Origin of the sequence: Rothia sp. BD8, assembly GCF_044878465.1 — a bacterium.
GTDB classification, from domain to species: Bacteria; Actinomycetota; Actinomycetes; order Actinomycetales; family Micrococcaceae; genus Rothia; species Rothia kristinae.
In genome coordinates this window covers 62,830-86,719 of the sequence record NZ_JANJES010000007.1, presented here as the reverse complement: position 1 = coordinate 86,719, position 23,890 = coordinate 62,830, and the positions used below count along the sequence as shown (strand labels likewise).

Here is a 23,890-nt window from a genome sequence, read left to right as displayed (position 1 = left end):
ATCGCACCCGGGTCCCCTCCGCGGGTCCCGATCAGCCCCGGCCAGAGGGGGTGTGCTGTGCCCCCTCATGGGCCGGGACTGCCAGGGCGGCGCAGCGGGGCGCAGGGTGGGGGATCAGAGGGGCGGCGTCGGCGTCGTCCCCAGGACAAGCACAGGAAGAGGACCCCATGAGCGAGCAGACCCCCGAGTACGTCGGCGACTGGCAGGCCAACCCGTGGACCCTGGTGTATCAGGGCGCGATCACCGCCAATGAGCCGGGAGCGGTGAACATCCACCCGGTGAGCTACCTGCTGGACGGCCGCCGGATCGCGGCGAATGTGTACACCCCGGCGGGGTACCGGCCGGACGGGCGATACCCGGGGATCGCCGTCGCCCACCCCAACGGCGGCACCAAGGAGCAGGTCTCCGGGCTGTTCGCCCAGCGCCTGGCGGACCTGGGATACGTGGCGATCGCCGCGGACGCCGCCTTCCAGGGCGCCAGCGAGGGTCAGCCCCGGCAGACCGACAAGCCCGCGCACCGCGTGGAGGACATCCGCGGGATGGCGGACTTCCTGGGGACCTTCCCGGGGGTCGACGCCGCCCGGATCGACCTGCTCGGGGTGTGGGGGGGGGCGGCGGGTACGCCATCAAGGCCGCCCAGACGGACAAGCGATTCACGGCGGTGGCCACGCTGAGCATGTTCAACTCGGGGCTGATCCGGCGCAACGGGATGAACGACTCCGCGGCGGACACCATCGGGCAGCGGCTGGCGCAGGCCGCCGAGGCCCGGCGGATCGAGGCGATGGGCGGGGTGGTGCGGTACCTGGCGGATGCCACCCCCACGCAGGAGCAGATCGAGGCCCTGCCGGAGGGCAGCCTGTACCGGGAGGGCTTCGAGTACTATCTGCAGACCCACCACCACCCGCGCTCCAGCTCCCGGTACACCGCCTCGAGCATGATCGACCTGATGGCCTTCGACGCCCGGGACCAGGTGGAGCTCATCGACCAGCCGCTGCTGATGATGGCCGGCTCCGCGGCGGACACCAAGGACATGAGCGACGACGTGTTCGCCCGCGCCACGGGAACCCAGGACAAGCGCTTCCACGTGATCGAGGGCGCCTCCCACATCCAGACCTACTGGGTGCCGGAGTACGTGGACGACGCCGTCGAGCAGCTGCGCGCGTTCTTCGGCGAGCACCTGGCCTGAGGGGCGCGGGGGTGCGCGGGGTGCGCGACCCGGCGCATTCGTTCCCATCTAGCTCGGCTTCCCCCGCGAGACGGCGCTTTCGTTCCCAAAATCCGCAAATCTGGGAACGAGAGCGCCGTCTCGGCGCACGGGGTGGGGCGAGTGGGAACGAGAACGCCGGATCGGCGAACAGGGCGGGGCGCCCGGGAACGAGAGCGCCGCCTCGGCGAGCAGGTCCGGACCCGTGGGAGCAGGCACCACCTTCCCAGGCATCTGCCGACCCCCCGCCCGTAGACTGGGGGGGACTGCGCGCGGTCGAGCAGCGTGGAAGGAGGTGCGCCGGTGCGGATCCTGCGGATCTACAACAACAACGTGGTGCTGGCCTCCACCGACGCCGGCGAGGAGGCCGTGATGATCGGGCGCGGCCTGGGCTTCGGGAAGAGGAAGGGCCAGCGCCTGGACCCGGAGAAGGTGGAGCAGACCTTCGTCCCGGAGGGCGCGGGCGGTCCGGATCAGATCGGCGCGCTGCTGTCCGAGCTGCCGCCGGGGATCCTCACCCTGGCCACCGAGCTGGAGGAGCAGGCCCGCGCCGAGTTCGGCCGGGACCTGCCGCATTCCTTCGTCCTGCCGCTGGCGGATCACCTGAACTTCGCGGTGGTGCGTGCCCGGGACGGGATGCACATCGAGTACCCGCTGGCCATCGAGGTCGCACAGCTGTACCCCCGGGAGGCGGCCTTCGGGCGCCGCGCCGTCGAGCTGACCAACGAGCGCCTGGGGGTGCGCCTGCCCCCGGAGGAGGCGACGCCGATCGCCCTGCACCTGGTCAACGCCCAGTTCTCCGGGACGGACCTGAGCCGCACCTACCGGATGACGGAGATCTTCGCGCAGATCTTCGACGTCATCTCCTCCTACTACGGCCGCCCCGTGGACCAGACGCAGCTGTCCGTGGCCCGCTTCGTCACCCACCTGCGCTACCTCTTCGTGCGTGCGGAGCAGGGGCGCCGGCCGACCGTCGCGGACCCCACCCTGCCCGCGATCCACGACGCCGTGCGCACCGGCTACCCGGAGGCCTACGCCTGCGCGGACAAGGTGATGCTGCTGCTGGACATGCACCTGGACACCACCCTCGGCGAGGACGAGCACACCTACCTGACCATCCACATCGCCCGCCTCGCCGCGGACATGTGGGGAGAGGACGCCGCGCACCACCCCGGTCGCCCGGCCGAGGCGCCGCTCCCGGGCGACGCCGGAACCCAGCCCGATCAGCCGTCACCGAAGGACACCCCGTGACCCCCAGAACCTCCATCATCATGCCCGTGCACCGCACCGGCGGACGCGTCATCGGGGCGATCCGCTCCGCCCTGGCCCAGACGGACCCGGACTTCGAGCTGCTCGTGCTCATCGACGGCTCCCCGGAGGACTCCCAGCAGGTCCGCGCCTTCCTCGCCGAGCACCCGGACGAGCGGGTGCGGGTCTTCGACGACGAGCAGAACCGCGGCGTCTCCGCGGTGCGCAACCGCGGCCTGGACCAAGCCCGCGGGGAATGGGTCTGCTTCCTCGACGCCGATGACCGCTACCGCCCGCACTACCTGGCGACCCTGCACGCCTTCGCCGCGGACCAGGGCGCCGACGTCGCCGCCTGCGGGCACACCCTGGTGCGCACCACCGGGGAGGAGCAGGATCGCTTCCGCACCCCCGCCGGGGTGCTCACCGGGCGCCAGGCCGCCGTGAAGCTGCTGCGCGATGAGATGACCTCCTTCGTGTGGGACAAACTCGTGCGCCGCGACACCGTCGGGGACATCCGCTTCCTCCCGGATGTGCACCGCGGGGAGGACACCGTGTTCTGCGCCGCCGTGCTCACCGCGGCCCGGCGCGTCGTCGTCGTGCCCAGCTCCCTCTACGAATACGGGGTGGGTGCGGGCTCCCTGACGTGGGGGCGCGTCACCCCGCCCGAGGAGTCCCTGCGTCTCATGCACGGGCTGGCCCGAGCCGTCGGGGACCTCCTGGACGCCCCCGAGGGGCGCCGGGCGTACACCGTCACCTGGGTGCTGATCTTCCTCAACGCCGCCCAGCAGTCCCTGATGCGGCGGATGCTGCTGCCCCGACTGGCGGACAGCCTCTCCGCCGAGGCCCGGCAGGAGGAGAGCGCCCAGGCTCTCGCGGTGATCCGGGATTCCCGACGCCGGATCACCTGGAGACAGCTGGCCGGCACCGCCTCCGCGGCCCCGCTGTACGCGGCGGCCGGGGCGCTGCTGAAGCTCTCCCCCGCCCTGTACCGCCTCATCTACGGGTCGTACGTGCGCCGCACCTACGGCCTGTAGCCCCACCGCCTCCCGGGCTCACCGGGGGTGTTCACTACACTGGTCATGGCCCGCCTCCCCCGATCGGGTCCCTTTCCCGCAGAACGGAGCCGATGACCGTGGAGTGGCTGAGCCTGGCCCCCGCCGTCGGGGTGTGCCTGCTGGTCCTCATCACCCCCGGCCTGCTCATCACCCTGGGCACCCGGGTGCGGGGCTTCGACGCCGTCGCCCTGGCCCCCGGGCTCTCCCTCGGCGTCACCGCGCTCACCGCGATCCTCGCGTCGTGGCTGGGGCTGCGCTGGGCCCTGTGGATCCCCCTGGTCGGGGGGCTGCTGGTCGGTGCGGCCCTGCTGGGGCTGCGCCGTCTGCTCGCCCGCCGGGACCTGCTGGACTGGCCCCGGCCTCCCCGCGGCTCGGCGCCGCCGGCCATCACGTCCTGGCGCTCGCGGGCGCAGGGCACCGCCTGGCTCGCACTGCTCCTGGGGACGGCGCTGTGTCTGCTCGACCTGGTGAGCGCGATCGGCGATCCGCAGGGCTTCTCCCAGACCTACGACAACAACTTCCATCTCAACGCCGTGCGCTGGATCTCCGAGACCGGAGACGCCTCCTCGCTGACCGTGCAGCAGATGACCTCCGGCGGGCAGTCGGCCGGGTTCTATCCCACGGCATGGCACGCGGTCACCGCCCTGGCCCTGCCGGTGGCCGGCGGCAGCGTGCCGGCCGCCACCAACGCCATGACGCTGGCCGTCGGCGGGGTCGTGTGGCCCCTGTCCGTGGTGCTGCTGGTCCGCTCGATGGGCCGGTTCCGCCGCGGTACCGTCCTGGCCGCCGGCGTCCTGTCGGCCGGGTGCACCGCATTCCCGCTGCTGCTGCTGTGGTTCGGGATCCTCTACCCCAACCTGCTCGGGCTGTCCGTGCTGCCGGCGGGTCTGGCGATCGCGGTGCAGCTGCTGCGGGTGAGCACCCACCGGATCCTGAGCACCGGGCAGGCGGGGCTGCTGGTGCTGCCGTTCCTGGCCGGCATCGCCCTGTCCCACCCGAATGCGCTGATGTCCCTGCTGGTGCTCTCCGCGCCGATCCTGCTGGTGCGCGGCGCACGACAGGTGCGCGCCGTGGCCGCCGGGCGGATCGGCTGGGGGAGGTTCCTCCTGCAGCTCGGTCTGATCGCGGCGTGCCTGGGGGTGCTGTGGATCCTGTGGGGCGTGGTGCGCCCGGCGGATCGGGTGCTGCACATCTGGAAGCCCGAGGCCACCGGCCCGCAGGCCATCTGGGAGGCCGTGTCCATGTCCCCGATGGGCGCGTACCACCCGGAGTGGATGGTCGCCGCCCTGGTGCTGATCGGCGCGGTCTCCGTCGTGCGCCGCCGCCGGTACGTCTGGGTGCTGCTGACGTACCTGACCGGCGCCTGGTTCTACATCGCCGTGCGCTTCCTGGACGAGGCGCACGGGCGGATCTTCATCACCGGGGTCTGGTACAACGACGCCTACCGGCTGGCCGCGCTGCTGCCGGTGGTCGCGGTGCCGCTGGCCGTGGTGGGCGCGGATGCCGTGCTCCGGGTGGTCCGCCACGGCTGGGAGGAGCGCACATGGTACGAGACCCGGAGGGCACACGGCGGCACCGAAGCCGCGCCGGAGACCATCCGGGGTCAGGAGAACCCGTCGGGGGAGCTGCCCCCGTGGGTCGAGGTCCCCGCCGAGGGGGGATCCGCCGCGTCGCGCAGCGGGCGCGGACGACGTCGCCTGCTGCACGCCCTGAGCGCGCCGGGACCGTCCACGTCTCTGCTGCTGCTGGCGATCGTGCTGAGCACCCAGCTGGGCCAGCCGATGCGCACCATGGAGCAGGATGTCCGGGAGCGTTTCACCGTCTCCGCCGACTCCTCCCTGGTGGATGCGCAGGAGATGGACGTGATCGAGCATGTGGACCAGTACGTGCCGGCGGGCCAGAAGGTGCTGGTGGATCCGTCCAGAGGTGGGTCGCTGATCTACGCGCTGGCGGATCGTGAGGTCTCCGCGACCCACCTGGCCTACCGGGATGACCCCGATGCCGCCGTGCTGGGGGAGAAGCTGAACCAGGCCTACTCGGATCCCTCCGTGTGCGAGGCCGTGGAGAGCTCCGGGTACTGGTACGTCGCGGACTTCTCCGCACCCGCCCTGGTGAGGAATCCAGGACACACGTACCCCGGGCTGGAGGATCTGGTGCAGGATGGCGTGGCGGAGCCGGTGTACCAGGACGGGAAGGCGCAACTGCTGAGGATCACCGCCTGCGGCTACTGACCCGCGCCGACCGGGCATAGACCGACGTCGACCGCGGTTGCAGCGGACGTGCAGATCTTCACCGCGATCATCATCGGGGCGGGCCAGGCCGGACTGGCTGCGGCCCACGAGCTCGCGCGCCGGGGCCTGGAGCCGAGGCAGGACTTCCTGGTGTTGGATGCGGGCGACGGTCCCGGCGGGGCGTGGCGGCATCGGTGGGATTCCCTGGTGTTCGGGCGGGCCCACGGGATCGCGGACCTGCCCGGGCTGCCCCTGGGACAGCCGCCGCGGGAGGTGCCGGCTTCCCGGGTGGTCGCCGAATACTACGGCCGCTATGAGGAGGAGTTCGGGCTGGCGGTGCGCAGGCCGGCGCGGGTGACGCGCGTCGAGGAGGACGCCGATCGGCCGGACCTGCTGCGCCTCACCGCCCGCGAGGATTCCGAAGATCGCATATACCTGGCCAGGTATGTTCTGAGTGCGGCGGGCACCTGGACGAGCCCCTACGTCCCCACGATCCCGGGCATCGGGGAGTTCCGCGGGGCTCAGCTGCACACCCGAGACTATGTGCGCCGCGAGGACTTCGCGGGTCGGCGCACCCTGGTGGTCGGCGGCGGGCTCAGCGCGGTGCAGTTCCTGCTGGAGCTGGCTCCGGTCACCGAGACCATCTGGGCCACCCGGCGCCCTCCCAACTTCACGGACCGCGGATTCGACGCCGGGTGGGGCCGGGAGGTGGAGGAGGCCGTGCGGACCCGGACCGCCGCGGGCCGCGCCCCCGCCAGCGTGGTGCGCACGACCGGCATCCCCCTGTGGGAGGAGTACGCGCGCGGGGTCGAGCAGGGGGTGCTGGTCAGCCGCGGGATGCCGGAGCGGCTCACCCCCACCGGGGCCGTGTGGGGCCCGGATCCCTCCGGAAAGCAGCTGCCCGCGGATCGGGAACCGGAAGCCGCCGCCTCCGGAGGCCTGGGACCCTCGGCATCGGAGGAGCTGGTGATGCCCGCGAGCTGGGACCCGTTCCCGGCGGGTCACGAGGAGCCGGTGGACGTGGTCTTCTGGAACACCGGGTTCCGCCCGGCCATGAATCACCTGGCGCCCCTGAGGCTGCGCGAACCCGGCGGCGGGATCCGGATGCTGGATGAGGTCAGCCCCGCCCGCGACCGACGGGTCCTGCTGGTGGGGTACGGCTCCACGGCGTCGACGATCGGCGCCAACCGGGCCGGGCGGCTGGCCGGTCGCACCCTGGCCCGCCGTCTCGCCGAGGACGAGCGCCCCCGAGGATGACGCCGGGGCACCACCGACGCCCTCCCTCTCGCCCAGCTCTCGCTGCCCACCCCGTCGCTCCGCCGGATGATTTCGGGAGCCGTGCGGTATTTCAGGAGCCCCCGCAGTGCTCCCGAGACACCGCGCGGCTCCCAAAGCGCTTCGGCCGAACCCGCTCCGCTGCCCGGGTGGCGCGGCGGGACCCCCGCGTGGGCGGCGGCTAGCCTGGAAGCGGACATCCTCCCCGCGCGCAAAGGACGGCTTCGTGGCACCCCAGCTGATGGCCTTCGATCTGGACGGCACCCTGATCTTCGATCTGCGGATCGCACAGGAGAGCATCGACGCGATCCGCGCCTGGCAGGAGGCCGGGAACCTCGCGGTGTGCGCCACGGGCAAGTCCATCGCCTCCACCCGTCACGCGCTGGAGGGCACGGGCCTGCGCTTCGACTACTGCGTGACGTACACGGGCGCCGTCATCACGGACGCGGATCTTCGGGTGCTGCGCGCCAGGACGCTGCCGGGTGAGGTGGTCCAGGAGGTGGTGCAGCGGATGTCGGGGGAATCCGGCGTCGCCGTGTACGGCACCACCCTGGACACCGACGACGTGCGCTTCTCCAACCGCACCGGCCGGGCCAGCACGGAGATCCTGCCGCACTTCGTGGAGATGGACGCCGCGCAGATCCCGGAGCACGAGTTCGTCGGGGTGCCGCTGTGGGTGACGGACCCGGAGAAGATCGACCCGCTGCACGAGGAGCTGTCCGCCCGCTACGTCGGGGTCATGGACTGCCACCGCAACCAGACCTTCCTGGACCTGGTGCCGCCGGATACGCACAAGGGCACGGGTCTGGCGTGGCTGGACGAGCACCACCTGGGTGGTCGCTACGAGACGTACTCGATCGGGGATTCGTGGAATGACCTGGGCATGCACGCCTGGGCGGACCACTCGGCGTCCTTCCCGTATTCGCCGCAGGCCGTGCAGGAGGCCACCGAGACCGTGGTGCCCACCGCAGCGGAGTGGATCCGCCGCCTGCTCGCCTGATCCGCAGCGCCCCACACAGGGGGGGTCAGCGGCGCGGGTAGGGCTCCAGGACGAAGGTGCGGCCGTCGGCGGTGGAGCGTCGGCACAGGTCCGCGAAGTCCTCGCCGTCGTGCACGCGGGTGCGGACCTCTGGGCGGCGGGTCAGCGGGTACAGGCTCAGCCCCACCATCACCGCGAAGGAGTGACCGGTGGCCGTGAATCCGGTGCCCGGCAGGAACCCGTAGACCACGACGCCGAGCAGCACCGTCAGCAGCGCCGCCCGGTTCCATCCGCGCAGCCGGTAGACCATGATCCCGGCCAGGGCCATGAACCCGTAGCTGGCGCCGGTGTCCTGCACGTTCCACAGGGACTCCGGCCCGTGGAACCAGCGGATCCGCACGTAGACGCCCCACGCGGTGAGCAGGGTGGCCACGATGTGCCCGGTCGCGAAGACGACGACGGCCCGCCCTGTGCCCAGCCACCGCTCCGCCGGAGCGAGGAACACCAGGAACAGCGCGCCCCACAGCAGCAGCTCCGTCCCGGAGACGAAGAACGCGCTGCGCACCAGGACCCGCAGGGGGTCGCGGGTGAGGTGCTCCAGGTTGGTGGACTGCGCGGCGAGGAACAGCTCCTTGGCATGCTCCGGCATCCCCAGCAGCACCCAGGTGGTCACCGCAAGGATCCCCACGTAGATGCAGGTTCCGGGGGCACTGGCCACGTACCACCGCAGGTATCCGCCGTGCCGCTGCCAGAAGGTGCGCATCCAGCGGGTGGGGGCCCAGCCCTGGGCCAGGGAGATCAGCACGAGCACGGCCGCACCGAGCGCGAGCAGCCGCGCGATCATGGGGAGCATGGACCACCATCCTAAGCGTCGCGGGAGGATGGGACGGCGCGGGTCCTCCCGTAGACTCTCCCGATGACCTCCTCCCGCCGCACCGCAGACTCCCCCGCGACGCTGCTGATCATCGCCGACCCCGGTCTGCCCACCCGCCGGCTGCGCCGGATCCAGGATGATCTGGTCCGGCGGCTGGAGACGACGACGCCGGGTGGGGCCCGCCTGCTGACCCGCACCGGAACCGTGCGGGTGCGCCCGGATGACACCATCGACCTCGGCGTCGCCGCGGATCTGGCCCCGGATGACCGCACCGTGGATGCGACCATCCTGCTCACGGAGATGCCGCGGCACGCCGGCGGGCACCCGCTGGTCGCGGAGACCTTCGCGGACCAGCGCGTCGCCGTCGTCTCCTGCCCCACCCTGGGGGTGCTCTTCCCCCGACGCCGCCTGGTGCGCACCATCCTCGCCTGCGCGGCCCGGCTGCTGGATGCGAAGGAGGACCGGGGAAGCCAGCACTGGAACCGGTGGAAGCGCCACCCTGCCACGGGGCACCTGAGCCTGTTCGCCCACACGATCACGGGGGTGCCGCGCACCGTGTTGGGGATGGTCGCGGCCAACGACCCCTGGAGCACCGCCCCGAAGCTGTCCAGCGCGATGGCGGCGGCGGCCGGTGTGGGGGCGTTCGGGGTGTTCTACAGCTCCATCTGGCAGATGTCCGACGCGCTGAGCACGGCCCGGCTGCTGAGCATCGGGGTGCTGGCGGTGGTGCTGATGACGGGATGGCTGCTGGTGAGCAACCGCCTGTGGGATCGCCCGGCGAAGGAGCGGCTGGGCACCGTCGTCGGCCTCTACAACGCCTCCACCGTGCTGACGCTGCTGCTGTGCGTGCTGGTGCTCTACGCGGGGCTGGTGGTGCTGATCCTGCTGGCGGGGCTGGTGGTGATCGACCCGGAGTTCATGGCCGCGACCCTCGGCACCGGGGAGGTCGGGTTCACCAACTACCTGGACATCGCGTGGATGAGCGCGGCCATGGGGGTGGTGGCCGGGGCTCTGGGCTCCAGCTTCGACTCGCAGACGGATCTGCGGCGCCTGACCCACGGGCAGCGCGAGCGCCAGCGCCGCCTGGCGGAGGAGAGCGGGGAGGGCTCGCAGGACGCCGCGCCCGGGACCCACCGGGGGTGAGTCCCGGGCGCGGGCGTCGGGCCGGGGTCAGTCCTCGACGACGCTGACGGTGACCTCGATGTTGCCGCGGGTCGCGTTGGAGTAGGGGCAGACCTGGTGGGCCTGGTCCGCCAGCTGCTGGGCGACGTCGTGCTCCAGGTGCGGCAGCACGACCTCCAGGGCCACGGCCAGGCCGAATCCGCCCTTCCCGTTGTCCCCGATGCTGACCTTGGCGCCGACGGCGGAGTCGGAGGTGTCCGCCTTCGCCTGGCGGGCGACCATCTTCAGGGCGGAGTGGAAGCAGGCGGCGTACCCGGCGGCGAACAGCTGCTCGGGGTTGTACCCGTTCCCGGACCCGCCCATGGACTTCGGGGTGGCCAGGTCCAGCTCGAGGTCGGCGTCCTTGACGGAGACGTGGCCGTTGCGGGCTTCGCCGGTGGACAGCGCTTCGGTGGTGTACTTCGGTTCCATGGGGTCCTCCTCGGGACGTTTCCGGTGGTCGAGCTCCACACTAGGCCCGGTCTCGGGCCGGGCACGACGCCGCCCGGCCCGGTTCCGCTGTCAGCGCGAGGCGCCGTCGTCGTCCCGGTCCCGGGCGGCGGGTGCGAGGATCAGCTCCGCGCCGCGCACGCCGTCCAGCAGCGCGGGGTCCGGCTCCGTCCCGGTGCGCAGGATGCTCAGGTGCCCGGTGTCCTCCAGGATGACCCCGCGCACCTGGTCCAGCCGGGTGATGCCGGCCGCCCGCAGGGCCGCGCAGATCTCCCGGTGCGTCAGGTGGGCGCGGCGCAGCGATCGCTCCAGGAATTCGCCGTGGGCCATGAGGGCCAGGGGCTGGTGGCGCAGCCGCCGGGTGGCGCTCACCCGCTGCAGGGTGCCGAAGAGGATCTCCAGGAAGATCAGGGTCCCCAGCCCGACGATGCCGGCGCCGAGGGTCGGGTGGTTGCCGAGGATCACGCGCCCGGCCACCGCCCCGAACATGATGATGATCAGCGCGTCCAGGCCGTTCCAGCTGGACAGCAGCCGCACTCCGAAGACCCGCACCAGCAGCACGAAGCACAGGTAGATGCCCACGGCTGCGGCGATGACCACGGGGATCCGCCAGGGTTCGATCCCCAGCTCCCTCCACACCAGGTGACCCAGATCCGGCGGCAGACTCATGCCGCCCATCCTAATGACGACGCCGTGCGCCCCCACCGCCTCGGCGCTCTGCTCCCGTCACGCTGGGTGCAGGATGTCACGGACCGGCCGCGCCATCCTGCACCCGGCACGACGTCGGCGGGAGGGACCAGGCGGCGGGGACCCCCGCCTCACCCCCTGACGAGACCCCGGACCACCTCCACCACCCGCTCGAGGTCCTCCCCCGTGGTCTGCACGGCCACGGACAGCCCGGCGTCGTAGTACAGCCCGTCCCCGATCAGCAGGATCGCCCGGGCCCTGCCCGGATCCCCCACCTCCTCGAGAATCAGCGCGTACCAGTCCCGGTGGATGGATTCCAGCAGCTCGCGCACCGCGGGGTGGGAGTCCTGGCTCAGCTGCGCGGCGGCGACCATCGCCCGGTCCAGGGGCGCATCCTCGTACACGGAGGAGCGCACGTAGTGCACGGAGGCGCCCTCGGAGCAGGTGCGCATGGTGTGCAGGTCCTCCCGGATCATCTCCCGCAGCCGATCCAGCTGCCCCTGCACCAGGGCGTCCTTGTCCTTGAAGTGGTAGAGCAGGCCGCCCTTGGACAGACCTGCGCGCTCGACGACGGCGTTCAGCGTGGCCGCGCGCTCTCCCCCTTCGATGAGGAGGGATTCGTAGGCGTCGAGGATGCGGTCCCGTGAGCTCATGATCCCGACCCTAGCCCCTGGCGCGCTGAACCGTCCAGACGGTACAGTAGCGGACGATCGACCGCATCCCCCTGCCGCGAACCGTCACTCCCGTGGCCTCTGGACCGCCCAGAAGCCACGCCCCTGACGGCTCGGCGGGGAAGACCCGAGCAGCACCGTGAGGAGGACCCGTGTACACCGCGCCCCTGCCCCGCATCACCCCGACCACCGGAACGCACCCCACCGCCGCCCAGCCCCCGCACCCCGCCAGCGCGCGACGCCGCTGGGCCGCGCTGAGCGTGCTCATGCTCCCGGTGCTGCTGGTCGCGGTGGACAACACCGTGCTCTCCTTCGCCCTGCCCGCGATCTCCGAGGCGCTGCGCCCCAGCGGCAACCAGCTGCTGTGGATCGTGGACGTCTACCCGCTGGTCCTGGCGGGGCTGCTGGTGCCGATGGGCTCCCTGGGGGACCGGATCGGTCGGCGTCGGCTCCTGCTGATCGGGGCCACCGGGTTCACCGCGCTCTCCGCGGCGGCCGCCTTCGCGCCGTCAGCGGGCTGGCTGGTCGCCGCGCGGGCCGCGATGGGCTTCTTCGGGGCCATGCTCATGCCGGCCACCCTCTCCCTGATCCGCAACATCTTCCCCAACCCCCACGAGCGTCGCCTGGCCATCGCCATCTGGGCGGCCGGATTCTCCGGCGGGGCCGCCCTGGGGCCGATCGTCGGCGGCTTCCTGCTGGAGCACTTCACGTGGGGCTCGGTGTTCCTGCTCGCGGTGCCGGTGATGCTGCCGCTGCTGGCCCTGGGCCCGATCCTCGTCCCGGAGTCCCGGGACCCCCACCCCGGCCCGGTGGATCCGTGGAGCATCCTGCTGGCCCTGGCCACCATGACGCCGCTGATCTACGGCATCAAGACCTTCGCCACCGAGGGTCCGGGCTGGCAGGCCCTGATTCCGGCGGCGGTGGCGCTCGCGGCCGGCTTCGCCTTCGTCCGGCGCCAGCTGCGCCGCCCCGAGCCGATGCTGGACGTGCGGCTGTTCCGCAACCCCGTGTTCACCGGGGCCATCCTGTCCAACCTGTTCAGCGTGTTCTCCCTGGTGGGGTTCCTGTACTACATCTCCCAGCACCTGCAGCTGGTCAGCGGCTACTCCCCCATGCAGGCCGGGTTCCTGCTGCTGCCGGGTCTGGCGATCACGATCGTCGCGGGCCTGGTGGTGGTGCGCCTGGTGAAGCGGTGGCGGCCCTCCCGGGTGGTCACCGGCGGGCTGCTGCTCAACGCGGCGGGCTTCGCGTTGGCGGCCTGGGCGGGTCCGCAGGGTTCCGACGTCGGGCTGATCGCGGCCTTCGCGGTGCTGGGCGCGGGCATCGGCTTCGCGGAGACCATCGCCAACGACATGATCCTGGCCGCGGTGCCGGCGCAGAAGGCCGGGGCGGCCTCGGCGATCTCGGAGACCGCGTACGAGACCGGCTCCGTGCTGGGCACGGCCGTGCTGGGCTCGGTGCTGAACTTCGCGTACCGGGCGCACCTGGAGATCCCGGCCGGGATTCCCGACGACGCCCGGGAGGCTTCCCGGCAGACCCTCGGCGGGGCGGTGGACGCCGCCGGGACCCTGCCCGGACAGCTCGGGGAGGCCCTGCTGGACTCGGCCCGGCGCGCTTTCGACTCGGGGGTGCTGATCACCAGCCTGATCGGGGTGGTGCTGATGCTCGCCGCCGCGGTGATGGCCTGGCGCACCCTCGGCGGAGCGGACGAGAAGCTGGAGACCACCCGGGACTGAACCGTCGCAGCCGGCGCCACCCCCCGGGGAGGAGACCGCCTCTGAGAGCGAAACCCCTGGTCAGCACCCACTGCCCGGGAGAGACTGGTGGGGTACACCACCGTCATCGGAAGGCTTTGAGACCATGGACCTGGGCATCGAGGGCAAGATCGCGCTGATCACCGGAGGGGACTCCGGGATCGGCTGGCACACCGCCCAGCGGCTGCTGGCGGAGGGGGCCGTCGTCGTCATCTCGGATCGGGATGAGGAGAAGCTGGCCGAGGCCGCCCAGCGGCTGGAGGCCCCGGAGGGCCGCCTGCACGCCTTCCCCGCGGACATCACCAGCCAGCAGGACCTGCGCCGTCTGCACGAGCAGGTGCGCGAGGCCGCCGGGAGCATCGACATCCTGGTGCAGTCCGCCGGGATCACCGGCGCCCAGGGGTACTTCCACGAGATCGACGACGCCGGGTGGACCGACACCCTCGAGGTGGATCTGCTGGGCCCGGTGCGCCTGATCCGGGAGTTCCTGCCGGATCTGCGCGAGGGCGGCTGGGGCCGGCTGGTGCTGCTGGCCTCGGAGGACGCCGTGCAGCCCTACGACGACGAGCTGCCCTACTGCGCGGCGAAGGCCGGGATCCTGGCGCTGGCCAAGGGCCTGTCCCGCACGTATGCGCGGGAGGGGCTGCTGGTCAACGCCGTCTCCCCGGCCTTCATCCGCACGCCGATGACGGACGCGATGATGCGGCGGCGCTCGGAGCAGCTGGGCGTCTCCTTCGACGAGGCGATCGAATCCTTCCTGGACGAGCAGCGCCCGCACATGGAGCTCAAGCGCCGCGGCACCCCGGAGGAGGTGGCCCCCGTGATCGCGTTCCTGTGCTCGGACCTGGCGTCCTTCGTCAACGGGTCCAACTACCGCGTGGACTCCGGGTCCGTGGCCACCCTCTGACCCAGCACGCGCCGGCCGGCGCACCGCCCTCGTCACGCTGGGTGCAGGATGTCGCGGACGGTCCGTAGACATCCTGCACCCAGCGCGTCATCGGCGACGGAGGTTCAGCCGGCCTGAGCCCCCTCGCCGGCGAAGGGGTAGTCCGTGTACCCGTGCGGGCCGGGGGCGTAGAAGGTGGACGGGTCCGGGGTGTTCAGCTCCAGTCCCTCCCGCCAGCGGCGCACCAGATCCGGATTGGCGATCAGCTCCCGCCCCACCACCGCGGCATCGGCGAGATCCTCGGCCACGATGCGCCGCGCCTCGGGCAGCTCGGTGACTTCTGCGAACCCGGAGTTCAGCAGAAACGCGCCGGGGAAGCGCCCGCGCAGGTGCGCCACCAGGTCCCCGTCGATCTCCCGGTGCAGCACCGAGAGATAGGCCGGGTGGGCCTCGGCGATGCCGTCCAGCAGCGCATCGTAGGTGGCCAGCACATCCTGCCGATCCCGCTCCAGGGTGCCCTGCACGTTGTGCTCCGGGGAGATGCGCAGACCCACCCGATCCCCGCCGATCTCCTCGGCGACGCCGCGCACCGCCTCCACCGTCAGGCGCGCCCGGGCGGCCGGGGAGCCTCCCCAGGCGTCCTCGCGGTGGTTGGCCGAGGGGCTGAGGAACTCGTGCAGGAGGTACCCGTTGGCCCCGTGCAGCTCGACGCCGTCCGCCCCGGCGTCCACGGCCCGGCGGGCGGCAGCCCGGAACTCCTCGACGATGCGGGGTACCTCCTCGGTGCCCAGGGCGCGGGGCACGGGGGCCTCGGCCTTGCCGGCGAAGGTGTGCACGCCGGTGCCGGAGGCGATGGCGCTCGGCGCCTCGGGCTGGGCGCCGCGCAGCAGATCCGGGTGGGACATGCGCCCGCCGTGCATCAGCTGCAGCACCAGGGTGCCGCCCTCGGCGTGCACCGCCTCGGCGACCTTCGCCCAGCCGGTGGTCTGGGCGTCGTCGGCGATGCCGGCCTGGCCGGGGAAGGCCCGGTTGGTGAAGGCGGTGAAGGTGCCCTCGGTGACCACCAGGCCGGCGGAGGCGCGCTGGGCGTAGTAGCGCGCGTGCAGGTCCGTGGGCACGCCGTCCTCCCCGGCACGCTGGCGGGTCAGGGCGGCCATGGTGATGCGGTTGCGCAGGTGCAGGGCACCGGCCTGCAGCGGATCGAACAGGGTGGTCACGGGCGTGCTTCTTCCCTCGGGGATGCGGACTGTGCCGTGGAACCACCCCGCATGCCCGGCTATTCCCACCCCTCGAAGTCCCCGTATGACGCCGCGCGGTGCCGGGCGGGGTCACCGGTTGCATTCCGCGGGTGGGCGCAGTTGTCTGAGGGGAGCATGAGCCCTCGAGGCGAGGACGAGCGAGAGACCAGGAGACCTGTGTGCACCCCTATGACCAGATCACCGTGGAATCCCTGGTGGGCAAGTCCGGGATCAAGTGGTCCCAGGGCGAGGGGGTGATCGGGGCGTTCATCGCGGAGACGGACTTCGGGGTGGCCGAGCCGATCCGCGCGGCCCTGCGGGACCTGGATGAGCGGGACCTGTTCGGCTACGCCCCCGCGTGGATGGTGCGGGAGCTGCAGGAGGCCACGGCCGAGCTGTACGCGCAGGAGCACGGCTGGCGCGTCCCCGCCCGGCAGGTCGCGCCCCTGCCGGATGTGATCGCGGGGTTCGCGGCCTTCCTGGACGTGTTCACCGCCCCCGGGGCCCCGGTGATCCTGCCGACCCCGGCGTACATGCCGTTCCTGCGGGTCCCTGGGCTGCACGAGCGCCGGATCATCGAGGTGCCGATGCGCCGGGATCCCGAGGCGAGCACCCCCTGGCGGCTGGATCCGGCGGATCTGGAGACGGCCTTCGCGGCGGCCGACGCCGAGCTCGCTGCGGCCGCGGCATCCGGGGACGCGGCCTCGCGGTCCGCGGCCGGGGAGGGACCGCGCCATCGGGGGCCGGTGCTGATCCTGTGCAATCCGCACAACCCGACGGGCAAGGTCCACACCCGGGAGGAGATGGCCCAGATCGCCCGGGTCGTGCAGGCCCATGACGGGTGGGTCTTCTCCGATGAGATCCACGCCCCCGTGGTCTACTCCGGTGCCCGCCACGTTCCCTACGCCTCCACGGGGGCCGCGGCCGCGGGCCACACGGTCACGGCCACCGCGGCGTCGAAGGCCTTCAACATCCCGGGGCTGCGCTGCGCCCAGCTGCTCTTCTCCGACGAGGCCGACGCCGCCCGCTGGGCCGAGCGCGGGGAGTTCGTCTCCAAGTCGGCGTCGAACCCGGGGATGCTGGCGACGACGGCGGCCTACCGCGAGGCCCGCGTCTGGGCCCGGGAGACCCGGGACTACCTGGAGGGCAATCGGGATGAGCTGGGGGATCTGCTGACCCAGCACCTGCCGGGGGTGGGGTGGATCCCGCCGCAGGCGACCTTCCTGGCCTGGCTGGATGTCTCCGCGCTGGGCATCCCGGGGTGTCCGCAGGAGTTCTTCCTGGAGCGGGCCGCGGTGAGCCTGACCGACGGCGCCCAGTGCGGGCAGGGCCTGGGCGGGCACGTGCGCCTGAACTTCGGGATGCCCCGCCCGGTGCTGCGCGAGGCCGTGGAGCGGATGGGTCGGGCCGCAGCCCAGCTGGCCTGAACGCGGTCCGAGGAGGCGGCCGAACCCGTCGAATCGGCCGCTGACCTGGTGACACGCCGGCTCAGAAGGTTGCATGATGGAGGGACACGGATCCGCGGCGCAGGCCGCTGGAGCCACCGAACCACACGGAGGAGAACACCATGCGCGCACTGACCTGGCAGGGTCCCGGAGCGGTCGAGATCGCCGAGGTCCCCATGCCCGAGCTGCGGGATCCCACCGATGCGATCGTTCGGGTCACCTCGACGGCGATCTGCGGCTCGGACCTGCACCTGTACGGGGTGCTCGGGCCGTACATGGGCCGCGGAGACGTCCTGGGCCACGAGTTCATGGGCGTCGTGGAGGAGGTCGGCGCGGAGGTGACCGGCCTGCAGGTCGGGGACCGCGTCGTCGTGCCCTTCAACATCTCCTGCGGGCGCTGCTGGATGTGCTCGCGAGGCTTCTACGCCCAGTGCGAGACCACCCAGAACACCGAACGCGGCACCGGCGCGTCGCTGTTCGGCTTCAGCAAGCTCTACGGGGAGGTTCCGGGCGGGCAGGCCGAGTACGTGCGGGTGCCGCATGCGGACTTCGGACCGGTGAAGGTCCCCCACGGCTTCGCCGACGAGCGGGCCCTGTACCTCTCCGACATCCTGCCCACCGCGTGGCAGGGCGTGGCGTGGGCGAACGTCCCCGACGGCGGCACGCTGGCGGTGATCGGCGCCGGGCCGATCGGTCAGCTGGCCGTGCGCTCGGCACGCCAGCAGGGCCACGCGGAGCGGATCATCGCCGTGGATCTGGTGGATGAGCGGCTGGAGCTGGCCCGGGCCTGGGGCGCGCAGACCATCGACCTGCGCGAGGTGGATTCGGTCGGGGATGCGATCCGGGATCTGACCGGCGGACGCGGAGCGGATTCGGTGCTGGATGCCGTGGGCATGGAGGCCCACGGGAACCCGGTGGCCGAGCAGGTGGTGAAGGCCGTGGGGAAGCTGCCCGGCGGCGTCGGGCAGAAGGTCATGGAGACCGCCGGGATCGACCGCACCGCGGCGCTGCTCAGCGCGATCGACGGCGTGCGCCGCTCCGGCACCGTGTCCATCAGCGGGGTGTACGGCGGCACCGCCGATCCGCTGCCGATGATGACGATGTTCGACAAGGGGATCCGCCTGGCGATGGGTCAGTGCCACGTGCGGCAGTGGACCGAGGAGCTGTCCGAGATCCTCTTCCAGGACGAGGACGTGCTGGGGGTGGAGCAGCTGGCCACCCACCACCTGGCCCTCTCCGATGCCCCGGAAGCCTATGACATGTTCCGGGATAAGCGGGACGGCTGCATCAAGGTGGTCCTGGACCCCACCCGCTGACGCCGGGCCGGGCCGGGCTGAGTCGGGCACGGTGACACGCTGGGTGCAGGATGTCGCGGACGGTCCGCGGCATCCTGCACCCAGCGTGACGGCCGACGCCGGGGAGGACGCCGCCGCACCCACTACGCTGGATTCCCATGAAGACCCCCGTGCCCGAGTACCTGTCCGAGCTGCTGGATGCCGTGCGCGAGAAGGACGGCGGTGCCGTCGCGGACTACATCCCCGAGCTGGCCAAAGCGGACCCGGAGCTTTTCGGCGTCGCCCTGACCACCGTGGACGGGCGCACCTACTCCGCCGGGGATGACGAGCACGAGTTCTCTATCCAGTCCATCTCCAAGCCCTTCGCCTACGCTGCGGCGCTGACGGACCGCGGGGTGGAGGAGATCATGTCCAAGGTCTCCGTGGAGCCCTCCGGGGAGGCCTTCAACGAGCTGTCCCTGGAGCGGGGCACCAACCGCCCCAAGAACCCCATGATCAACGCCGGGGCGATCGCGGTGCACAGTCTGCTGATGAACCCGGAGGCCTCCCTGGAGGAGCGCGCCGCGCACACGGTGGAGTTCTTCTCCCGGCTGGCCGGGCGGGAGCTGCAGATGGACGAGGAGGTGTTCCGCTCCGAGCTGGAGACCACGGACCGCAACATGGCCCTCGCGCACATGCTGCGCAACTACGGGATGTTCGAGGAGCACGCGCACAACGTGGTGGCCGGGTACGTGGCCCAGTGCGCCATCCGGGTCACGGTCCGGGACCTGGCGATCATGGGTGCCACGCTGGCCAACGGCGGGGTGCAGCCGAGCACCGGGGAGCGGGTCTGCTCCCCGGAGGTGGCCCGGCAGGTGCTGGCGGTGATGGTCTCCGCGGGGATGTACGACGCCTCGGGGACGTGGTTCGCCGACGTCGGGATCCCGGCGAAGTCCGGGGTGGCCGGGGGTGTGCTGGGGGTGCTGCCGGGGCAGCTGGGCATCGGCGTGCTCTCCCCGCGCCTGGATGCGCAGGGCAATTCGGTGCGCGGGGTGCAGGTGTTCCGGAAGCTCTCCGACGACATGGGCCTGCACCTGATCAACGTCCACGCCTATGGGCACGACGCGGTGCGCTCGGTGCGCCAGGTGGGCCGGGATCTGATCATCAAGCTGCAGGGGAACATCGGGTTCACCGGTGCGGAATCCGTGCTCTCCCAGCTGGAGTACGTGCAGCCCCCGGAGCACGGCGCCGTGATCTTCGATCTCACGCGGGTGACGAGCCTGAACGACGTCGGGCGGCGGATGCTCCTGGAGGGGATGCTGCGGCTGAAGCAGGATGGTGCCCGGGTGGGGCTGATCGACACGGACGGGGTGCTGCCGGATCCGGATCTGGGCGATGGCACCTACCCGGAGCGGCGCGGGCGCATCCGCGCCGCCCTGCGCACCGCCCAGTCCCTGCGCCAGCCGGAGACGACGTACCCGCACAGCACCCGCTGACATCGCCGATCGCGCTGACGCCCCCGGTTCCGACGACGCTCACCCGAGCGTCCACGCGGGGTGCCCGGCCCCGCGGCGTCGGGCCCCCGAGGAGAGGAGACCGGGCCGATGAGCACCACCGCACACCCCGCCCAGCAGACGCGGGCCGGATCCGGCGTCCTGCTGGTCATCGGCTCGTGCATCTCCCTGCAGTTCGGCGCGGCCCTGGCCACCCAGCTGTTCGCCCCGCTGGGCTCCTGGGGGGTGACGACGCTGCGCCTGGTGCTCGGCGCCGTCGTGCTCCTGGTGCTCACCCGCCCGGCCGTGCGCGCGTGGGACCGGCGGCAGTGGCGGGCCGTGGTGCTGTTCGGGGCGACGATGGCGCTGATGAACGGCTTCTTCTACGCCGCGATCGCCCGCATCCCGCTGGGGGTGGCGGTGGCCCTGGAGTTCCTGGGGCCGCTGGTGCTCTCCGCGGTGACCTCCCGGCGGGGACTGGACTTCGCATGGGTGGGTCTGGCCCTGGGCGGGATGGCCCTGCTGGGGGTGCAGTCCGTGCTGGGCGGGGCGGGCCTGGACCCGCTCGGGGTGGTCTTCGCGCTGATCGCCGGGCTGTTCTGGGCCGGGTACGTGCTGGCCAGCGGGCACGTGGGTCGGCTGGTGCCGGGCACGGGCGGGCTGGCGGCGTCGATGACGGTGGCGGGTCTGCTCCTGCTGCCGGTGGGGCGGGCAGCGTGGTGCGGGCAGGGCAGGAGCCGCATCTGCTGGGCCTGGCGCTGCTGACCGCCCTGCTGGCCTCGGTGATCCCGTACTCCCTGGAGCTGGCGGCGCTGCGGCGGGTGCCCGGCCAGGTGTTCAGCATCCTGCTGAGCCTGGAGCCGGCGTTCGCGGCGCTGTTCGGCTGGCTGCTGCTGTCCCAGCGCATCGAGGGGCTGCGGCTGCTGGCGATCGCCCTGGTGGTCCTCGCCTCGATGGGCACCACGGTCTCCGCCTCCGTGGGGGCGCGACGGGCCCGACGTCGGGCGGCGCGGGTGGCCGAGGAGGAGCCGGCGGGGCTCATCCCGCCGGAGGAGGTCGTGGTGGGGGGAGCACCGGCGCCCTGCCCGTCGTGGCCGCGGACCCCGAGCAGACCGAGACCGCGCGGAGCAGGTGAGGCCCGCCCCGGCTATCGTGGGCCGCATGCGAGTCTTCGTCTTCGACGACGCCTGCGGCCCGTGCACCCGGGCGGCGGCCTTCCTGCGCCGGCGCGCCGGGGCGGGTGCCGCCGGAACGGATGCCGCGGGCGCGAGCGACGGCGCGGGCGCGGGCGCGGGGCTGATCGTGCTGCCCTTCTCGCGGGTGCGCGAGGAGCTGGATGACGCCGCCCGCGAGCGCTTCGCCCGCGAGGCCCTGTACGCGCAGGGCCCGACACCGTCGGCCGCTCCTCCGACGGAAACCCTGCCGACGTGCTCCCTCCCGGTGGATGATTCTCCGGGGGATCGCCCGGCGGCAGCGGTGCGCGCGATGCCCGCGGGGTGGGAGCTGCCGGGCCGCGCGGCCTGGGGGCACGCGGCGATCGCCCGGGCGCTGCTGGCCTCCCCGCATCGGGTGGATCGGCTGGCCGGTCGGGTGATCCTGGCCCGACCCGTCGCCCCGGTGGCCCGCCGGGTGTACGGGTGGGTGGCCCGGCATCGTCGGGTGCTCAATCCGCTCTTCCCGCCGGCTGGCTAAGCTGGGGCCATGCTGCCCTTCCTGCTGATCCAGACCCGCGACGATGACGCCGTGGTGGCCGACGAGCTGCGCTCCACCGCCGAGCTGGGAGGCTTCGGCCCCGGCCAGCTGGCGCAGCTGCAGCTGGATCGGATCTTCGCGGAGGATCCCCGCCCGGCCACCGGAGAGCCGGAGCCGGGCGATGAGGCGGACAGCCCCCTGGCGTCGTCGGAGCAGCAGGCGCCCCCGGCCCTGGACTGGCCGGCGATCCTTCAGGCGCATTCCGGGGTGATCCTGTGCGGCAGCCCGTTCAACTCCTCGGACCCGGAGGAGTCCAAGTCCGCGCTGCAGCGGCGGGTGGAGGCGGAGCTGCGGCGGATGCTGGATGAGGTGGTGCGCCGGGACTACCCCTTCTTCGGCGCCTGCTACGGGGTGGGCACTCTGGGCCTGCACCAGGGGGCGGTGGTGGATCGGACCTTCTCCGAGGAGGCCGGGCCGATCCGGGTGACGGTGACCCCGCAGGGTCGGCAGGATCCGCTGCTGGCCGACGTCGAGCCGGTGTTCCAGGCCTTCGTGGGCCACAAGGAGGCGGTGCGCACCCTGCCGCCGGGGGCGGTGCTGCTGGCCGGGGGCGAGGCCTGCCCGGTGCAGATGTTCCGCATCGGGGCGAACATGTACGCCACGCAGTTCCACCCGGAGCTGGATCAGCGGGGCCTGCTGCACCGGCTGCGCGTGTACGCGAACCACGGCTACTACGACCCGGAGAACGCCCAGGAGCGCTTCGACGCCGTGCGCGCGGCCGAGGTGACCCAGCCCCAGCGGATCCTGGCGAACTTCCGCCGCCGCTACGCCCGCTCGGCCTGAGCGGCCCTCCCCCTCCCCGGGGCGCCGCGGACCCGTCATCGGACGCCGCGGGCCCGTCGTCGGCACTTGCGACCACCGCCGAATCATTTGACGCATCAACTTTTTTTACCCGGGAATAAAGCCCACACACCCGAGGTTGGACCGGTCAGACCACGAAGCAGCACCGCCGGGAGGCGGAGCACGAGGCGAAGGAGCCGAGACCATGCAGTTCGGGATCATGACCATCGGGGACGTCACCCAGGACCCCACCACCGGCACCACCCCCACCGAGCACGAGCGCATCCGCAGCACCGTGGAGATCGCGAAGAAGGCCGAGGAGATCGGCATGGACGTCTTCGCGACCGGCGAGCACCACAACCCGCCGTTCGTGGCCCCGGCCAACCCGCCGGTGCTGCTGGCCAACATCGCCGCGCAGACCGAGAAGATCATCCTGTCCACCTCCACCACCCTGATCACCACCAATGACCCGGTGCGCCTGGCGGAGGACTACAGCTACCTGCAGCACCTGGCGGAGGGCCGGGTGGACCTGATCATGGGCCGCGGCAACACCGGCCCGGTGTACCCGTGGTTCGGCAAGGACATCCGGCAGGGCATCCCGCTGGCGGTGGAGAACTACAACCTGCTGTACCGGCTGTGGCACGAGCAGACCGTGAACTGGCAGGGCAAGTTCCGCACCCCGCTGCAGTCCTTCACGCTCACCCCGCAGCCGCTGGACGGCGTCGCGCCGTTCGTGTGGCACGGGTCGATCCGCTCCCCGGAGATCGCGGAGCAGGCGGCGTACTACGGCGACGGCTTCCTGCACAACAACATCTTCTGGAACAAGGAGTTCACCCAGCAGATGATCGAGCTGTACCGGCAGCGCTACGAGCACTACGGCCACGGCGCGGCGGATCAGGCCTTCGTGGGCCTGGGCGGGCACGTGTTCATGCGGCCCAACTCGCAGGACGCCCGCCGGGAGTTCCGCCCGTACTTCGACAACGCCCCGGTCTACGGCCACGGGCCCTCCATGGAGGACTTCATGGATCAGACCCCGCTGACCGTGGGCTCCCCGCAGGAGGTCATCGAGAAGACGCTGAGCTTCCGCGAGTACGCGGGGGACTATCAGCGGCAGCTGTTCCTCATCGACCACGCGGGCCTGCCGCAGAAGACGGTGCTGGAGCAGCTGGACCAGCTGGGTGAGATCCTGCCGACCCTGCGCAGGGAGTTCGACGCCGGGCGCCCGGCCCACGTCCCCGAGGCCCCGACCCACGAGTGGCTGGTGCGCCGCCACGAGGACGGCATGGACCCGGTGCCCGGGGGTCGTCCGGATTCCCCGGCGGGCCGGGAGCGCGCCGCCCAGCAGGAGCGGCAGGCCGAGCAGGCCGGGGGCGACGTCGACGCCACTCGGCAGGACACGACGCAGCGGTAGAGTCCGCACGAGCAGACGGCAG

Annotated in this window: 23 protein-coding genes; 18 read left to right on the top strand and 5 right to left on the bottom strand. The window is 72.2% G+C overall.

Going from position 1 to position 23,890, the window contains the following annotated elements; genetic code table 11:
• Window positions 1–167 precede the first annotated feature (167 nt).
• The 7 genes from NQ707_RS07205 to NQ707_RS07175 all read left to right on the top strand — a co-directional run bounded on the left by NQ707_RS07205 (window position 168) and on the right by NQ707_RS07175 (window position 8,013).
• Window positions 168–674 carry an alpha/beta hydrolase gene (locus tag NQ707_RS07205; RefSeq protein ID WP_404435256.1) on the top strand — a complete coding sequence of 169 codons (507 nt, stop codon included), beginning with the start codon at window positions 168–170 and terminating at the stop codon, window positions 672–674.
• The gene (locus NQ707_RS07200) at window positions 662–1,186 is read left to right on the top strand and encodes an alpha/beta hydrolase (protein ID WP_404435254.1); all 525 of its coding nucleotides are present in this window, start codon (window positions 662–664) and stop codon (window positions 1,184–1,186) included. The genes NQ707_RS07205 and NQ707_RS07200 overlap by 13 nt, the downstream gene beginning before the upstream one ends.
• Window positions 1,187–1,507: 321 nt before the next feature.
• Window positions 1,508–2,455 carry a PRD domain-containing protein gene (locus NQ707_RS07195; protein ID WP_224799955.1) on the top strand — a complete coding sequence of 316 codons (948 nt, stop codon included), beginning with the start codon at window positions 1,508–1,510 and terminating at the stop codon, window positions 2,453–2,455.
• Window positions 2,452–3,486, top strand: coding sequence for a glycosyltransferase family 2 protein (locus NQ707_RS07190; RefSeq protein WP_404435252.1), 1,035 nt, complete (start codon window positions 2,452–2,454; stop codon window positions 3,484–3,486). The genes NQ707_RS07195 and NQ707_RS07190 overlap by 4 nt, the downstream gene beginning before the upstream one ends.
• A gap of 92 nt (window positions 3,487–3,578) precedes the next feature.
• Window positions 3,579–5,738, top strand: a complete 2,160-nt coding sequence (locus NQ707_RS07185; protein WP_358292931.1) for a DUF6541 family protein — start codon at window positions 3,579–3,581, stop codon at window positions 5,736–5,738.
• Between the two features lie 48 nt (window positions 5,739–5,786).
• Window positions 5,787–6,995 (top strand): FAD-dependent oxidoreductase, encoded by a 1,209-nt coding sequence (locus NQ707_RS07180; RefSeq protein WP_404435250.1) that lies wholly within the window; start codon window positions 5,787–5,789, stop codon window positions 6,993–6,995.
• A 244-nt stretch (window positions 6,996–7,239) separates the two neighbouring features.
• The gene (locus NQ707_RS07175) at window positions 7,240–8,013 is read left to right on the top strand and encodes an HAD-IIB family hydrolase (protein ID WP_232238539.1); all 774 of its coding nucleotides are present in this window, start codon (window positions 7,240–7,242) and stop codon (window positions 8,011–8,013) included.
• 25 nt (window positions 8,014–8,038) lie between these two features.
• On the opposite strand, the gene NQ707_RS07170 is transcribed toward NQ707_RS07175, so the two are convergent.
• Window positions 8,039–8,845, bottom strand: a complete 807-nt coding sequence (locus tag NQ707_RS07170; protein WP_058730412.1) for a rhomboid-like protein — start codon at window positions 8,843–8,845, stop codon at window positions 8,039–8,041.
• A 63-nt stretch (window positions 8,846–8,908) separates the two neighbouring features.
• Here NQ707_RS07170 and NQ707_RS07165 point away from each other — a divergent pair, with 63 nt between their 5' ends.
• Window positions 8,909–10,009: a hypothetical protein gene (locus NQ707_RS07165; RefSeq protein WP_058730411.1), complete on the top strand. Its 1,101-nt coding sequence runs from the start codon at window positions 8,909–8,911 to the stop codon at window positions 10,007–10,009.
• A gap of 27 nt (window positions 10,010–10,036) precedes the next feature.
• On the opposite strand, the gene NQ707_RS07160 is transcribed toward NQ707_RS07165, so the two are convergent.
• The 3 genes from NQ707_RS07160 to NQ707_RS07150 form a co-directional block, all read right to left on the bottom strand.
• On the bottom strand, window positions 10,037–10,459 hold the full coding sequence (locus NQ707_RS07160; protein WP_058730410.1) for an organic hydroperoxide resistance protein: 423 nt from the start codon (window positions 10,457–10,459) through the stop codon (window positions 10,037–10,039).
• Window positions 10,460–10,549: 90 nt separating this feature from the next.
• The gene (locus tag NQ707_RS07155) at window positions 10,550–11,146 is read right to left on the bottom strand and encodes a DUF421 domain-containing protein (RefSeq protein WP_061225127.1); all 597 of its coding nucleotides are present in this window, start codon (window positions 11,144–11,146) and stop codon (window positions 10,550–10,552) included.
• 149 nt (window positions 11,147–11,295) lie between these two features.
• Window positions 11,296–11,817, bottom strand: a complete 522-nt coding sequence (locus tag NQ707_RS07150) for a TetR/AcrR family transcriptional regulator (RefSeq protein ID WP_058730408.1) — start codon at window positions 11,815–11,817, stop codon at window positions 11,296–11,298.
• Between the two features lie 170 nt (window positions 11,818–11,987).
• On the opposite strand from NQ707_RS07150, the gene NQ707_RS07145 reads away from it, so the two are divergent.
• The gene (locus tag NQ707_RS07145; RefSeq protein ID WP_404435247.1) at window positions 11,988–13,571 is read left to right on the top strand and encodes an MFS transporter; all 1,584 of its coding nucleotides are present in this window, start codon (window positions 11,988–11,990) and stop codon (window positions 13,569–13,571) included.
• Window positions 13,572–13,695: 124 nt separating this feature from the next.
• Window positions 13,696–14,496, top strand: a complete 801-nt coding sequence (locus tag NQ707_RS07140) for an SDR family NAD(P)-dependent oxidoreductase (RefSeq protein ID WP_064725041.1) — start codon at window positions 13,696–13,698, stop codon at window positions 14,494–14,496.
• A 104-nt stretch (window positions 14,497–14,600) separates the two neighbouring features.
• Here NQ707_RS07140 and NQ707_RS07135 read toward each other — a convergent pair whose 3' ends face one another.
• Window positions 14,601–15,692, bottom strand: coding sequence for an alkene reductase (locus tag NQ707_RS07135; RefSeq protein ID WP_058731501.1), 1,092 nt, complete (start codon window positions 15,690–15,692; stop codon window positions 14,601–14,603).
• A gap of 200 nt (window positions 15,693–15,892) precedes the next feature.
• On the opposite strand from NQ707_RS07135, the gene NQ707_RS07130 reads away from it, so the two are divergent.
• The 8 genes from NQ707_RS07130 (at window position 15,893) to NQ707_RS07095 (ending at window position 23,868) form a co-directional block, all read left to right on the top strand.
• Window positions 15,893–17,140, top strand: a complete 1,248-nt coding sequence (locus NQ707_RS07130) for a MalY/PatB family protein (RefSeq protein WP_100463492.1) — start codon at window positions 15,893–15,895, stop codon at window positions 17,138–17,140.
• Window positions 17,141–17,280: 140 nt separating this feature from the next.
• Entirely contained in the window at window positions 17,281–18,474 is a 1,194-nt protein-coding gene (locus NQ707_RS07125; RefSeq protein WP_144937380.1) for a zinc-dependent alcohol dehydrogenase, read from the top strand.
• Window positions 18,475–18,611: 137 nt separating this feature from the next.
• Entirely contained in the window at window positions 18,612–19,928 is a 1,317-nt protein-coding gene (locus NQ707_RS07120; protein ID WP_404435244.1) for a glutaminase, read from the top strand.
• Between the two features lie 108 nt (window positions 19,929–20,036).
• Complete coding sequence (locus tag NQ707_RS07115) at window positions 20,037–20,690, top strand: EamA family transporter (RefSeq protein WP_404435242.1); 654 nt, start codon at window positions 20,037–20,039, stop codon at window positions 20,688–20,690.
• Window positions 20,642–21,265: an EamA family transporter gene (locus tag NQ707_RS07110; protein WP_404435240.1), complete on the top strand. Its 624-nt coding sequence runs from the start codon at window positions 20,642–20,644 to the stop codon at window positions 21,263–21,265. Before NQ707_RS07115 ends, NQ707_RS07110 begins: the two co-directional genes overlap by 49 nt.
• Window positions 21,228–21,617 (top strand): hypothetical protein, encoded by a 390-nt coding sequence (locus NQ707_RS07105; protein ID WP_404435238.1) that lies wholly within the window; start codon window positions 21,228–21,230, stop codon window positions 21,615–21,617. Before NQ707_RS07110 ends, NQ707_RS07105 begins: the two co-directional genes overlap by 38 nt.
• Before the next feature lie 9 nt (window positions 21,618–21,626).
• Window positions 21,627–22,460: a glutamine amidotransferase gene (locus tag NQ707_RS07100; protein WP_100463488.1), complete on the top strand. Its 834-nt coding sequence runs from the start codon at window positions 21,627–21,629 to the stop codon at window positions 22,458–22,460.
• Window positions 22,461–22,662: 202 nt separating this feature from the next.
• Window positions 22,663–23,868 (top strand): LLM class flavin-dependent oxidoreductase, encoded by a 1,206-nt coding sequence (locus NQ707_RS07095; RefSeq protein WP_404435236.1) that lies wholly within the window; start codon window positions 22,663–22,665, stop codon window positions 23,866–23,868.
• Window positions 23,869–23,890: the final 22 nt, after the last annotated feature.